At 58.9% G+C, this 12,530-nt stretch carries 14 protein-coding genes; 8 read left to right on the forward strand and 6 right to left on the reverse strand.

Translation table 11 applies throughout. The features are described from left to right. Positions 1 to 12: 12 nt before the first annotated feature. Positions 13 to 1,266, reverse strand: coding sequence for a sarcosine oxidase subunit beta family protein (locus DQ393_RS03705; RefSeq protein ID WP_112340567.1), 1,254 nt, complete (start codon positions 1,264 to 1,266; stop codon positions 13 to 15). Between the two features lie 327 nt (positions 1,267 to 1,593). On the opposite strand from DQ393_RS03705, the gene cysQ reads away from it, so the two are divergent. The 3 genes from cysQ (at position 1,594) to DQ393_RS03720 (ending at position 3,484) form a co-directional block, all read left to right on the forward strand. Beyond that, entirely contained in the window at positions 1,594 to 2,388 is a 795-nt protein-coding gene (gene cysQ / locus DQ393_RS03710; RefSeq protein ID WP_112340459.1) for a 3'(2'),5'-bisphosphate nucleotidase CysQ, read from the forward strand. Positions 2,389 to 2,689: 301 nt separating this feature from the next. Further along, entirely contained in the window at positions 2,690 to 2,965 is a 276-nt protein-coding gene (locus DQ393_RS03715) for a DUF1153 domain-containing protein (protein WP_004107124.1), read from the forward strand. 237 nt (positions 2,966 to 3,202) lie between these two features. Then, positions 3,203 to 3,484: a GNAT family N-acetyltransferase gene (locus tag DQ393_RS03720; RefSeq protein WP_112340460.1), complete on the forward strand. Its 282-nt coding sequence runs from the start codon at positions 3,203 to 3,205 to the stop codon at positions 3,482 to 3,484. 233 nt (positions 3,485 to 3,717) lie between these two features. Here DQ393_RS03720 and DQ393_RS03725 read toward each other — a convergent pair whose 3' ends face one another. After that, positions 3,718 to 4,074, reverse strand: a complete 357-nt coding sequence (locus DQ393_RS03725) for a flagellar export protein FliJ (RefSeq protein WP_112340461.1) — start codon at positions 4,072 to 4,074, stop codon at positions 3,718 to 3,720. A gap of 441 nt (positions 4,075 to 4,515) precedes the next feature. Here DQ393_RS03725 and ctrA point away from each other — a divergent pair, with 441 nt between their 5' ends. Continuing rightward, positions 4,516 to 5,217: a response regulator transcription factor CtrA gene (gene ctrA, locus DQ393_RS03730; RefSeq protein WP_069611718.1), complete on the forward strand. Its 702-nt coding sequence runs from the start codon at positions 4,516 to 4,518 to the stop codon at positions 5,215 to 5,217. Between the two features lie 135 nt (positions 5,218 to 5,352). Here ctrA and DQ393_RS03735 read toward each other — a convergent pair whose 3' ends face one another. Then, on the reverse strand, positions 5,353 to 5,715 hold the full coding sequence (locus DQ393_RS03735; RefSeq protein WP_112340462.1) for a response regulator: 363 nt from the start codon (positions 5,713 to 5,715) through the stop codon (positions 5,353 to 5,355). Positions 5,716 to 5,918: 203 nt separating this feature from the next. Beyond that, on the reverse strand, positions 5,919 to 6,566 hold the full coding sequence (gene chpT / locus DQ393_RS03740; RefSeq protein WP_112340463.1) for a histidine phosphotransferase ChpT: 648 nt from the start codon (positions 6,564 to 6,566) through the stop codon (positions 5,919 to 5,921). A gap of 304 nt (positions 6,567 to 6,870) precedes the next feature. Between chpT and DQ393_RS03745 the strand changes: the two genes are divergently transcribed. Both DQ393_RS03745 and DQ393_RS03750 read left to right on the forward strand, forming a co-directional pair. Next, positions 6,871 to 7,482 carry a DUF1134 domain-containing protein gene (locus DQ393_RS03745; RefSeq protein ID WP_112340568.1) on the forward strand — a complete coding sequence of 204 codons (612 nt, stop codon included), beginning with the start codon at positions 6,871 to 6,873 and terminating at the stop codon, positions 7,480 to 7,482. 184 nt (positions 7,483 to 7,666) lie between these two features. Beyond that, complete coding sequence (locus DQ393_RS03750) at positions 7,667 to 8,875, forward strand: hypothetical protein (RefSeq protein WP_112340464.1); 1,209 nt, start codon at positions 7,667 to 7,669, stop codon at positions 8,873 to 8,875. 9 nt (positions 8,876 to 8,884) lie between these two features. On the opposite strand, the gene DQ393_RS03755 is transcribed toward DQ393_RS03750, so the two are convergent. Together DQ393_RS03755 and DQ393_RS03760 are read right to left on the reverse strand one after the other, a co-directional pair. Then, positions 8,885 to 9,715 carry a TrmH family RNA methyltransferase gene (locus DQ393_RS03755; RefSeq protein ID WP_112340465.1) on the reverse strand — a complete coding sequence of 277 codons (831 nt, stop codon included), beginning with the start codon at positions 9,713 to 9,715 and terminating at the stop codon, positions 8,885 to 8,887. 10 nt (positions 9,716 to 9,725) lie between these two features. Further along, complete coding sequence (locus DQ393_RS03760) at positions 9,726 to 10,103, reverse strand: hypothetical protein (RefSeq protein WP_112340466.1); 378 nt, start codon at positions 10,101 to 10,103, stop codon at positions 9,726 to 9,728. A gap of 49 nt (positions 10,104 to 10,152) precedes the next feature. Here DQ393_RS03760 and DQ393_RS03765 point away from each other — a divergent pair, with 49 nt between their 5' ends. Both DQ393_RS03765 and rpoH read left to right on the forward strand, forming a co-directional pair. After that, complete coding sequence (locus tag DQ393_RS03765) at positions 10,153 to 11,178, forward strand: RluA family pseudouridine synthase (RefSeq protein ID WP_112340467.1); 1,026 nt, start codon at positions 10,153 to 10,155, stop codon at positions 11,176 to 11,178. Positions 11,179 to 11,548: 370 nt separating this feature from the next. After that, entirely contained in the window at positions 11,549 to 12,457 is a 909-nt protein-coding gene (gene rpoH, locus DQ393_RS03770; RefSeq protein WP_112340468.1) for an RNA polymerase sigma factor RpoH, read from the forward strand. Positions 12,458 to 12,530 lie beyond the last annotated feature (73 nt).

Below are 12,530 nucleotides of genomic sequence, written 5' to 3' on the forward strand. Positions count from 1 at the left end.
GGTATTGTGCCCTCAATGCAGGTTCGGCTGCGGACCCTTGCCGCCTTCGTCGATCGCAAAGCCGCGCTCGAAACGGTCGAGGCGCAGAAGGCGGCTGACATCGTGGCTCTCGCCCTTGGCGATCAGATGCGCGAAGCAAAAGCCCGAGGCGGGCGTCGCTTTGAAGCCGCCATAGTTCCAGCCGCAATTCAGATAAAGATTTTCGATGGGCGTGCGATCGATGATCGGCGAACCGTCCATGCTCATGTCCATGACGCCGCCCCAGGTGCGCAGCACGCGGACGCGCGACAGGCCGGGGATAAGCGCCACCCCCTCCTCCATGGTATGCTCGACGGTCGCAAGATTGCCGCGCTGCGCATAGGAGCTGTAGTAGTCGATATCGGCGCCGAAGACCAAGCCGCCCTTGTCGGACTGGGATATATAGAAGTGTCCTGCGCCATAGGTGATGACATTGTCGATAACAGGCTTCAGCCCCTCGGAAACGAAGGCTTGCAGCACATGCGTTTCGATCGGCAATTCCAGATCGGCCATATTGCCGAGGATCGATGTATGGCCGGCGGCCGCGAGCGCCAGCTTGTTGCAGCCGATGAAGCCACGGTTCGTTTCCACCCCTGTCACTGCACCACCCTCGTCGCGGCGGATGCCGATTACTTCGCATTGCTGGATGAGATCGACGCCGCGGCTGTCGGCGCCACGCGCATAACCCCAGGCGACCGCATCGTGCCGCGCCGTGCCGCCGCGCCGCTGCAGGAGGCCACCAAGAATCGGAAAGCGGGCATGATCGAAGTTCAGATAGGGCATCATCCGGCGGACCTGCTCGCGATTGAGCAATTCGGCATCGACGCCGTGCATGCGCATGGCATTGCCGCGCCGGGCATAGGCATCGCGCTGGCCATCGGAATGGAACAGATTGACGATGCCGCGCTGGGACACCATGGCATTATAGTTGAAATCCTGCTCAAGCCCTTCCCAGAGCTTCATCGAGAACTCGTAGAAAGGCTCGTTACCGGGCAGCAGATAGTTGGAGCGGATGATCGTCGTGTTACGCCCGACATTGCCGGAACCGATATAGCTCTTTTCCAGCACTGCGACATTGGTAATGCCGAATTCCTTGGCGAGATAATAGGCCGTCGCCAAGCCATGTCCGCCACCGCCAACGATGATCACGTCATAATGTGGTTTCGGCTCCGGCGTCCGCCACAGCGGCTGCCAATGGCGATTGCCTGAAAACGCCTGTTTTAGAAGCTGATAAGCCGAATAACGCATGCATTCATCCCGATCACGACCCGGCCGCACATTCGCACATGCAATAAAAACGACAAGTCCCGAAAGGACGAAAAAGCTTCGCAAACAGAACAAGATCTTTTCCGAATGCGCAGTGACGGGCACGGTCTGCTCTCGGAAGAATACATTGCCAAGCTGCCGAAAAGCCCGCCCACTCGGAAAGCCACACGGGGCGCTGTTGCTAAACCTTTGCTTACACGTTAAGGCGAAGGAAGGGGCATCGGAAGTCTAAACTTCGCAATCGCAACTTCTTATATATAATGTCCGGAGAGTTCAGGCGCGGACTGTGCGCGGAAGACGAAGAAGCAGATGCTTGCAACATTCGAAAAGGCGGCGCTCGAGGCAGGAAAGGCCATTCTGGAGGTCTATCGTGCCGGCTATTCCGTTGCCTTGAAGCAGGACTTGAGCCCCGTCACGCTGGCGGACGAACGCGCCGAAAACATCATTCTCCGGCACCTCGAACGCGATTTTCCCCATATCCCCGCCATTGCCGAGGAGCAGGTTGCCGCCGGCAAGATTCCGGACGTACGCGGCCGCGCCTTCTTTCTGGTCGACCCGCTCGATGGCACCCGGGAATTCATCGAGCATCGTGACGAGTTCACCGTCAACATCGCCTATATCGAGGATGGTATTCCCCTCATCGGCATCGTCTATGCCCCGGCACTTGGTGTCGCCTTTACCGGTGAACCCGGCAGAGCCCGCAAGCTGATCGTCGACGAGCAATTTTCCGTTGCCGACCGCCTGACCATCGCCGTGCGCGAACCACCCGCCAAACTGACCGCGCTAGCCAGCCGCTGCAACAGCAATGCGAAAACCGAAGGCTTTTTGACGGACAATGCGGTTTCCGGCTGCACATCGATCGGTTCGTCGCTGAAATTCTGCCTGCTCGCCGAGGGTAAGGCCGATGTCTATCCACGTTTCGGCCGGACCATGGAATGGGATACGGCAGCCGGCGATGCCGTGTTGAGGGCGGCGGGCGGCATGACGGTAACCGTCGAAGGCGGCCTTCTGACATACGGCAAGACCGATCAGAGTGAGGATTGCGACTTCGCCAATCCGCACTTCATCTGCTGGGGTGGACAGAAGCAAGGCGTGTCGGCGTAAGTTTATTTTTGCAAGTAAAAACAATTCTTGCACCTGCTCCCGAGCCGCAGAGCAGCAAATCAGCTACCGAAATTTCGGCCCTAAAGCGTAAGTTTTCACTGACGAAAAATCATAGAGTGAATACGATTCACCCTGAAATAACAGGGACTTTCAGGTGTTTTGCTCAGGCGAAACATACGCAAATCACCTCTCCGCCACATTGATTAAATTTATTAGCAAAGTCTTACCATGTGCTTAGGCAATTTTTAAATGTGGCAAGATAGAGTGCCTCTCGTGGTCTTGAGTGTGTGTAGAGAGTCCAATGACCGAAATGATACGTCCCCGAGTGAAGTATGTCATCGGCCCCGATGGCAGCCCGCTGACGATAGCAGACCTTCCGCCGCCGAATACGCGCCGCTGGGTCATTCGTCGTAAGGCAGAGGTTGTCGCCGCCGTGCGTGGTGGTCTGCTCAGCTTGGAAGAAGCCTGCGAACGTTATACGTTGACCGTCGAAGAGTTCCTCTCCTGGCAGTCGTCCATCAATACCCATGGCCTTGCCGGCCTCCGGACGACCCGCATACAGCAGTATCGCCACTGACAGCAGCGACAGCACCACCTTAATTTGCTTTTGTGTTCGGGCCTCTTTCCAGCAAAGAGGCCCGAATTATTTGTCGCACTGCTCTCTGAGAATGTAGCGCGCTTGGCAGCAAAGGGCTTGGCTCGGCGTTTTTCGACACCAATTTAAACGGAGACGATCCGTTAACAATCTCGATGGTTGGCATACGTCGGAGCACATGCAATCCTCGTCATCTGCAACGCGTTAAGGGAAAAAATCATGGATATCCGCAACGAAAACAATGCATCCGGCGGGCGGTATGTCGCGACCGTCGAAGGCCACGAGGCAGAAATGACGTTTTCCCGCACCTCCCCCAAGCTGATCATCATCGACCATACCGGTGTGCCGGATGCCCTGCGCGGCAAGGGTGTCGGCCAGGCTCTGGCCCTTCACGCCGTCGAGGAAGCACGCCGCGGCGGCTGGAAGATCATTCCGCTCTGCCCCTTCTTCAAGGCGCAGTCGCAACGCCATGATGACTGGCGCGACGTCGTCAATCTCTAAGCGCGGCGGCAGCAGGAACCGTGCGCACACTCACGTAATGCTTCATGCACATATTAATCCGTCCAGATAGACGGATTACTTTTCAAAATGCAAAAGCTGCGCATGGCCGGCCCCGTCACGGCCAGTCATGCGCAGCTTTCATGCGCCCTTCGTAAATCGCCCGCATTGCGAAGATTACCCTCATATCGGGATGAAGCTAAACCCGATCCCGAAAGGGGCGCGAACTTGCGTTGTCAGGCGCGTGCCCGCGCCGAACCCAAACCATCACGCTCCTCGAGCGCGGCAGCCTTGGCATATTCCGCCTGCATTTCCTCGAGCGAACTTTCCAGCGTTTCTTCCTGAACCTGCAGCTCACGGATCGACACCTGCAGATTGTCCGCGCGCTGGCGGGCCGCCTTGGCAAAAGTCGGGTAAGCAAAGTGGTTAGGATCGGAAATGCCGGACTTCTTCTCTTCCAGCACGATCTGGCTTTCCAGTTCCTTCGTCATGCGGTCAAATTCCGCCATCATCATCTGCAGTTGCTGCAGTTGACGGCGTTTTTCGTTCACCTGAAACTCTTTCAGGCGAACAAGGCTCTCACGTGACTTCATACGCATTACTCCCGTGATGCGAGACCCCGGCTCTCGATATTCCCGCCCGCCGAACCGCTTTGAGACGGCTTGGTTAAAAAAATTTCCAGCGATCTTAATAAAAGCCTACCGCTGGTAACCTTTCGTTTACGGGCATCGTTAATGATAGGCGCAATGATTTAAGGCTCGGTAAATGTTGCGGTCGGATTTCGACATGTTGTCATTGATGAGTCGGATGAATCACTTGGCGTGAGTTCTTAATGCGATACTTTAGGAGAAGGTTTTACTGATTGTCGTTGGAAAACAGTGCAATGGAAAAATTATTTAATAAATTCGATACGACTTGCCAGAGTGAATCAGAATTTGTTAACCATTGCATGGCAGCTTCCAAATCAACCAGTGATTTGATCGGTATCGCGTAAGGGGGCTGACGACCTTTCGGCGGCGGTAAAGGGGACAATTATGCGGGTTCTACTCATTGAAGACGACAGCGCGACAGCGCAGAGCATCGAATTGATGCTCAAATCCGAAAGTTTCAACGTCTATACCACCGATCTCGGTGAGGAAGGCGTCGATCTCGGAAAGCTTTACGACTACGACATCATTCTTCTCGATCTCAACCTTCCTGACATGTCCGGCTACGAAGTGCTGCGCACCCTGCGCCTTTCGAAGGTCAAGACGCCGATCCTGATCCTCTCCGGCATGGCCGGCATCGAGGACAAGGTTCGCGGACTCGGCTTCGGCGCCGACGACTACATGACCAAGCCCTTCCACAAGGACGAGCTGGTCGCCCGCATTCACGCCATCGTCCGCCGTTCCAAGGGCCATGCCCAGTCGGTGATCATGACCGGCGAGCTCATCGTCAACCTCGACGCCAAGACCGTCGAAGTCGGCGGCCAGCGCGTGCATCTGACCGGCAAGGAATACCAGATGCTGGAGCTGCTCTCGCTGCGCAAGGGCACGACACTCACCAAGGAAATGTTCCTCAACCATCTCTATGGCGGCATGGACGAGCCGGAACTGAAGATCATCGACGTCTTCATCTGCAAGCTCCGCAAGAAGCTGGCCAACGCCGCCGGCGGCGCCAACTATATCGAAACCGTTTGGGGCCGCGGCTATGTGCTGCGCGAGCCCGACAGCAGCGATTTCGCCGAAAGCGCCTGAGCCAAACCTGCCTTTACCGCCGATACACGGAAATCCCGCCTCCTCAGGCGGGATTTTTTTTGGCGCTGCAATGGAGCGCAAAAGAACAGCCGCCTCGAAAGACGGCTATCGCTGCTTGATATGCCTCGTTAAAATTTACGCGGCCGCCGCACGATCGCCGAAGATGGCCGTCAGGATCTTGCGATCGAATGGTTTCAGCAGAAAATCGGTGGCGCCCGCGCGCTTTCCGGCCATCAGCTTGCGAAGGTCAGCCTCGATGACGCAGTAGTAGATCTTCACGTCCTTGCCATTGGGCATTGCCCGGATGCTGGCGATGAGCTCGAGCGCCCCTTCCATGCCGGCATCCACGATCAGATAATCAGGCATTTCGGCTTGGCAGCGCATCAGCGCCTCACGTGCATCGCCGGCTTCGCTCACGAGAAAATCCAGCTCGGACAGGATTCGTTTGCCGACCTTCCGTACGACATCCGATGTATCCGTTATCATGAACCGCTGCATCTATGAGCTCCCTGGCATCAGCCGCCATCATCCAATGCCGGCTTCAAATTGAAACGATAGGAGCAGCAAGCTAAGGATTCGTTACCGCTACATGATCAATTGAGCGGACAACCCCAAGATTGCACAGAATTTTCAATGCACGAAAAAATAAACCCGCCGCCGATGCTCGACCGCGGGTGAAAGACACCGGTGAACCGATCCGTTTATTGTGCTGCCATGGACGCCACGAAGGTCAATTCCTCCGGCGTCGCATTGTAGGAAAGCTCCATGCCGCTCTCTTCGGCAAGAAGAACCGTGTAGTAAGGCTGGATCGAATGTGCATCGATCGCCTCCTCCAGGGTACCCGAGCAGATTTCGGCAAATTTCGGTGGCACGCGCATCAGCCGCCCCTTCACGGTGATCGTGAACTTGGCGTCGAATTCCGGATTTTCGAGCGTCACGTCGATATTGCCACCGCGCGGGATGGCGCCATAGGCAACGAGGAAGAGATTGAGCAGCAGCTTGACGCGATTCTTGGCGATGATGGCGCGCGGGCCGATCCAGTTGACCTCGGTCTTCTTCTCGGCAGCGGCGAAATCCTTGGCCGCCCGCTCCGCTTCGCCCGTGTCGATCGAGGCCCCGACCGAGCCCGAAGCGCCGAAGGCAAGGCGCGCGAATTTCAGGCGGACGGAAGCGTTGAGCGCGCTTGTGCGGATCAGATCCATGGCATCGGCGTCAGCACCACCCTCGTCGAGCAGCTCCAGGCCATTGTTGATCGCCCCGACCGGGGAGATCACATCATGGCAGACGCGGCTGCATAGCAGTGCGGCCAGATCCGGTCCGGTCAAAGTGAGATTCGGGTTCTTCGACATTCATTGTCTCCTGAATGCTGGCAAGGCAAAATGCAGTCGAGTCCACGTTGCCACGGTAAGGTTGCCCGAGGGTTGTCGCAGCCAGTGTACCGCGCGCCATAATGACACCATATTTGGTAAACCGATTGTTAAGACCATCGACGCAAAATGCACTCATCACCATCAGACTTTTTCGCACGCGAATCGGCCTGCGATAGATGGGCGGAATGGTCTGAATATGGGGGCGTGCCATGCGTGGCGCATTCAGCCGAATGCGTTGCTTATTCGTCCCCGTTGCACCGACCATGATGAACGGATGACTTTCATGCGCTATGAACTCCTCAAGAGAATGCCAAGCCCCGGCACCAGGACGCTCGGCCTCGGCCTGATCCTGGCCATTGTCGCATTCGTGAGCTTCGCCTTGCCGGTCCGCCAGGCTTCTGCCGCGCCCACCAATCAGTACTCGGCGCAGGAAATCGTCGATGCCGGCCATTCTTTCTTCGGTTCCACCAGCGGCGGCCTCGCCAAGGTGGTCGAGCGGGCCTTCCAGCAATATGGATTGCCGAATGGCTATATTCTAGGCCAGGAGGGTTCCGGGGCGTTCCTCGCCGGCCTGACCTACGGCGAGGGCCAGCTCAACACCAAGAACGCCGGCGAGCATCCGCTCTACTGGCAGGGTCCGTCGCTCGGCTTCGATTATGGCGGCCAGGGCACCCGCGTCATGATGCTGGTCTACGACCTGCCGAGCATTGACAGCGTCTATACGCGCTTTGGCGGCGTCAGCGGCCAGGCTTTCGTGGTTGCCGGCTTCGGCATGACGGTACTGAAGAACAACAACATCGTCCTCGTGCCGATCCGCACTGGCCTTGGCGCCCGCCTTGGCGTCAACCTCGGCTATCTGAAGGTTACGTCCAGCCCGACCTGGAATCCTTTCTGATCCCGGGCCTCATATGGTCTCCCAGGCGCCCCACCTTGGCCCGCGCAAATCGCGGGCCTTTTCTTTCCGTAAATTCGTCCTCGTGCCGATAAACCATATCCGCGTTAAACGCTTGCCCGCATGGCTAACCCATGATTAATCATTTTATCGAGATCGAACATAACTCCAGGATACTGGCCGCGTCGTGATTCAATTTGCTCTCTTGTTCGGATTGGGCTTTCTGACGGCCGCTCTTCTGGTCTTTCTCATCGCGCCGGCAATCCATCGCCGCATCGTCTGGTTCACCGAAAAGCGCCTGAAGGCGACCATGCCGCTGAGCCCTCAGGAAGTGCGCGCGCAGAAGGATATGGCGCGCGCCCTCTTTGCGGCCGAAAACGCCAGAACCGAACACGCCCTGAGCCAGGAGCGCGACAAGACCGTTGCCCTGCAGATCCATAATGGCAAGCTTCAGCAGGAAGCGAGCCGCCTCTCCGCCGGAAACGCGGAGCTGCAGACACGCATCGACGATCTGGAAGCGGAAGCGGGTGAACTGCGCTCCCGCCTGAGGCAAGAGGAGAGCTATATCAGCCAGCTCAAATCGGGCATCCATGCTGCCGAGCAGGCCAGTGCCGAAAAAGAAGCCGATATCGACGGGTTGCGCAAGCGGATGACGAAGATGGCCGCCGACACGGACAATCTCAAGATCGATCTCGCAACGCGCGAAACCGAAATCGAAAGCCTGAAGCTGCGCATCAATACATTGCGGGACGAGCGTGATACGCTGCGCCAGGAGCTGAGCGCGGCAAACCTGCGCGCTGCGGATGCCGCACAGGCTCTGCGGCAGGAAAGCGACAAGAACAAGCGGCTCGAGGAGCGCCTCAATCGCGAGATCGCCGGCAGCGCCGACAAGGAAACCGCGATCGAGCGGCAGGCTCAGGATGTCATCCGACTGAGGGAGCGGCTCGAGACCGCCGTCAGGGAATCCAAGGAGGCCGGCAAGGCGTTGCGCGCCGCCGGTCTAACGCCACCGAAAAAGCCGGCAAGAACGCCGAAACTTTCAGCCGCCGCGGTGATCGCGACCGCCGATGATCAGGCAAAATCTGCAGAACCGCCGCAAATGGCAGAACCGGAACGGACAGTGGAAGACGAGATCGCCGAAATGACGGAAGAGGTCCGCAACCGGGCTACGGCTCTTTCGGACCGTCTGGCAAAGACCCGCTCGCCCGCGCATGACGACGCCATGCGCGAGGAGATCGCGAAGATCGCTGCCAATATGGTGGCGCTGACGGCGCTGAAGGAGGGCGATAGCTCTCCGATCTTCGATCTCCTGCCGAAGGATAGAGAACCCGCCGACTCGGGTGCGCGCCTCAGCCTTGCCGATCGCGTCGCGGCCATGCTGCCGAAGCATCCCTGACCGCCCTGCTCAGATGCGGCCGTGCTTCGCTGCCATCTCGTAAAGTGCGATGCCGCTGGCCGTTGCGACGTTGAGACTGTCCAGCCCCGGCGCCTGCGGAATGCGCACGCTGTCGAAGGCGGACAGAATACTCTCCGGCAAACCGTCCCCTTCCGTGCCGACGACAAGCGCCATGCGCTCCGAAGCCGTGACGTCGCGAATATCGACCGCCCCGTGCGGCGAGAGGCTCCAGATCGCAAAGCCATGCTCGGCCAGCGCCGCAAGCAGCTCCACGCTGCTCGATTGCCGGCGGTAGGGCACGGTCAGGATCGAACCGACCGAAACCCGCAGCGCCTTGCGATAGAGCGGATCGCAGCAGCTCTCGTCGAGCAGTACCGCATCCGCGCCGAAGGCTGCCGCATTGCGGAACATGGAACCCATATTGTCGTGATTGGAAATGCCACAGCCGACGAGCACGAGCGCGTGCTTCGGGAGGCGATCGAGAAGGCCGCTCATCCCGTCTTCCACCGTTCTGCGTCCAATTGCCAGAACACCGCGATGGAGATGGAAACCGACAATGCCGTCGAGCACCTCGGCTTCGGCGACATAGATCGGGACATCCGACGGGAAGGTGTCGATGATGTCGCTTAGGCCGGCAACGCGGTTCTTGAGGAGCAGCACCTTTTCGGCGGTGAAATCGCCAGCCGCCGAATGAGCGCTGGCAAGAAGCCGCAGCACGACAGTGCCTTCCGCAACAAAGCGGTTCTCGCGACCTGTCAGATCGCGCTCGCGGATATTGCGGAATTCGGCGATACGCGGATCGTCGGGATGCGTGATCTCGATGAGCCGCTCACTCGCCATCGTCAGGCCGTCAGTTGGACAGCGATACGGTCGCCACGATGCGGCCGATACCGTAGTCGAAGACGATGGCTTGGCGCTGGCCGCCGGCAAGCGTGCCGTAGAACAGGATCTGGTTGCCCGACAGCGCCGTGGACTGCACCGTAAAGCCCGCCGGCAGCAGTGCCGTCACCGCAACCGGGGCATCGGACGGAATGCCGGACGCCGCCTGCCCTGCGGGCTTGGCCGCTGGCTTCATCGTCTTGTAGACAACCGCACCGAAGACAGCCATAAGGCTCACCACCATGACGGCCGCAGAGACGATCTGCAGGCGGATCATCTTGCGTCGGACTTTCTCCAGGGCCGGATCGAGGGGTTTTTCCTCTTGATCGTCTGGCTCGAGATTCGTCATCGATGCGTCCTTGCTTCCTGAAGAGCGCTTTGAGCGCCGGAGAATAGATTTGAGCGACCCCTTTAAAGAAGCCGCGGGCATTAGAAAAGTCCTAACCGCCGATGAAAATGCCGAAGGACGGCTGGATTCATGGCTGACGGCCGAGATCGGCGAGGAATTTTCCCGCAGCCGCGTGCAGGCGCTGATCAAGGACGGCGCCGTTAGGCTCAACGGCGCGCCGGTGACCGACGCCAAGCGCAAGGTTCGCCCCAGCGATGTCTACGAGATCACCCTGCCCGAGCCGGAAGACCCGACGCCGCTGGGCGAGGATATTCCGCTGGACGTGCTCTACGAGGACGACGATGTCATCGTCATCTCCAAGCCCGCCGGGCTGGTCGTTCATCCCGCCGCCGGCAATTGGACCGGCACGCTGGTCAATGCACTGATCCATCATTGCGGCAGCAGCCTTTCCGGCATCGGGGGCGTTCGCCGTCCAGGGATCGTGCATCGGCTGGACAAGGATACGACTGGCGTGATGGTCGTCGCCAAAAACGATATCGCCCACCGGCATCTGTCGCTGCAATTCGCCGATCATGGCAGGACGACTTCGCTGGAGCGTGCCTATCGGGCCATTGTCTGGGGGCGCCCCCGCCAGCTTGTCGGCACCATCGATGCGCCCCTCGGCCGGTCGAGCAGCGACCGCACCCGCCGAGCCGTCAAGCGTCCGGATTCACAGGAGGCCGATGAGGCCATCACGCATTACGAGGTGCTGGAGCGCTTTCACGAGACGCCGGACTCGACTGCACTCGCCTCGCTGATCGATTGCCATCTGGAAACCGGCCGCACCCACCAGATCCGCGTGCACATGGCGCATATCGGTCACCCCCTGCTTGGCGACGCCGTCTACGGCGGTGGTTTCAAGACCAAGGCCAATCTTCTGCCCGAGACCGCAAAGCAGGTCGTCAACCGCTTCACCCGCCAGGCCCTGCATGCCTACATGCTGCAATTCGAGCATCCCCGTACCGGCGAGGTCATGCATTTCGAGGCGCCACTGCCCGAGGATATGGAAGAACTGGTTGAAGCTCTCAGGGGCTAGGAGTTCGTCTCCGGAGCGAGCGGCTGGACGTTCACGGCCTGCCGCCCTATAATGCCAGATATGGAGGACCGAAGTCCGAGCGCTTGTGTCTATCGAAAACGCGACCGCGTTTTCGAGGTCTATGTGACCGAGTTGCCTGGTGCCGGAGCATTCGGGAGGATAAACCCAAGGGCGAAGTCACGGCGGGACCGGCGGTCACGCTGCAATAACACTTGCGTGACCACATCCTTGAATCACCATTTCGCCGTACTTATCTTTACATTGGTTCAGTGCGGGGTCCTCGGACCCGTACGCCTTGGTCCGCTTCGAAGAAGGCGCGCAAAATACGCCCCCAGGAGGAACCAAATCTCGAATAGGAGGGTGCAAAATCATGGCCCGTAATACCTTACCGTCTATTGCTGCCGGAGAAGCCGGCCTCAATCGCTATCTCGATGAAATCCGCAAGTTCCCGATGCTGGAACCGCAGGAAGAGTACATGCTCGCCAAGCGCTATGCGGAACATGCCGACCGTCAGGCCGCGCATAAGCTCGTCACCAGCCATCTGCGCCTCGTGGCGAAGATCGCCATGGGCTATCGCGGCTATGGCTTGCCGATCGGCGAAGTCGTGTCGGAAGGCAATGTCGGCCTGATGCAGGCCGTGAAGAAGTTCGACCCGGAACGCGGCTTCCGCTTAGCCACCTACGCCATGTGGTGGATCAAGGCTTCGATCCAGGAATATATCCTGCGCTCCTGGTCGCTGGTGAAGATGGGCACGACGGCTAACCAGAAGCGCCTGTTCTTTAACCTGCGCCGGCTGAAGGGCCGTATCCAGGCTATCGACGATGGCGATCTGAAGCCGGAACACGTGGCCGAGATCGCCACCAAGCTGAACGTCTCGGAAGAGGAAGTCGTTTCGATGAACCGCCGCCTTTCCGGCGACGCTTCGTTGAACGCCCCGATCAAGGCTTCCGAGGGCGATTCCGGCCAGTGGCAGGATTGGCTCGTCGATGATCACGACAGCCAGGAAGACGTGCTGATCGAACAGGACGAGCTCGACACGCGCCGCCGCATGCTGGCGCGCGCCATGGGCGTGCTGAACGATCGCGAACGCCGCATCTTCGAGGCACGCCGCCTCGCCGATGAGCCGGTGACGTTGGAGGATCTCTCGTCTGAATTCGACATTAGCCGCGAACGTGTCCGCCAGATCGAAGTTCGTGCCTTCGAAAAGGTCCAGGAAGCCGTTCAGAAGGATGCGCTGGAACGCGCCAAGGCGCTTCGCGTCGTTGAAGCGACGGCCTGAAGCCTGTCTTCGGATAGATTTCTCTATAGGTGAAAATCAAAAGGCGGGCGGCAAGCCCGCCTTTTGCATATCC

The sequence above is a fragment of the Martinezella tropici genome (assembly GCF_003287875.1).
GTDB classification, from domain to species: domain Bacteria; phylum Pseudomonadota; class Alphaproteobacteria; order Rhizobiales; family Rhizobiaceae; genus Rhizobium; species Rhizobium tropici_C.

Bases quoted from the DNA above. Each gene is read 5' to 3' on its own strand.
- chpT (WP_112340463.1), bottom strand. From the start codon at position 6,566: ATGTCGAAGAACCCGAATCTCACTTTGACCGGACCGGATCTGGCCGCA.
- cysQ (WP_112340459.1), top strand. From the start codon at position 1,594: ATGCTTGCAACATTCGAAAAGGCGGCGCTCGAGGCAGGAAAGGCCATT.
- rpoH (WP_112340468.1), top strand. From the start codon at position 11,549: ATGGCCCGTAATACCTTACCGTCTATTGCTGCCGGAGAAGCCGGCCTC.
- ctrA (WP_069611718.1), top strand. From the start codon at position 4,516: ATGCGGGTTCTACTCATTGAAGACGACAGCGCGACAGCGCAGAGCATC.
- DQ393_RS03745 (WP_112340568.1), top strand. From the start codon at position 6,871: ATGCGCTATGAACTCCTCAAGAGAATGCCAAGCCCCGGCACCAGGACG.
- DQ393_RS03705 (WP_112340567.1), bottom strand. From the start codon at position 1,266: ATGCGTTATTCGGCTTATCAGCTTCTAAAACAGGCGTTTTCAGGCAAT.
- DQ393_RS03760 (WP_112340466.1), bottom strand. From the start codon at position 10,103: ATGACGAATCTCGAGCCAGACGATCAAGAGGAAAAACCCCTCGATCCG.
- DQ393_RS03720 (WP_112340460.1), top strand. From the start codon at position 3,203: ATGGATATCCGCAACGAAAACAATGCATCCGGCGGGCGGTATGTCGCG.
- DQ393_RS03735 (WP_112340462.1), bottom strand. From the start codon at position 5,715: ATGCAGCGGTTCATGATAACGGATACATCGGATGTCGTACGGAAGGTC.
- DQ393_RS03725 (WP_112340461.1), bottom strand. From the start codon at position 4,074: ATGAAGTCACGTGAGAGCCTTGTTCGCCTGAAAGAGTTTCAGGTGAAC.
- DQ393_RS03715 (WP_004107124.1), top strand. From the start codon at position 2,690: ATGACCGAAATGATACGTCCCCGAGTGAAGTATGTCATCGGCCCCGAT.
- DQ393_RS03755 (WP_112340465.1), bottom strand. From the start codon at position 9,715: ATGGCGAGTGAGCGGCTCATCGAGATCACGCATCCCGACGATCCGCGT.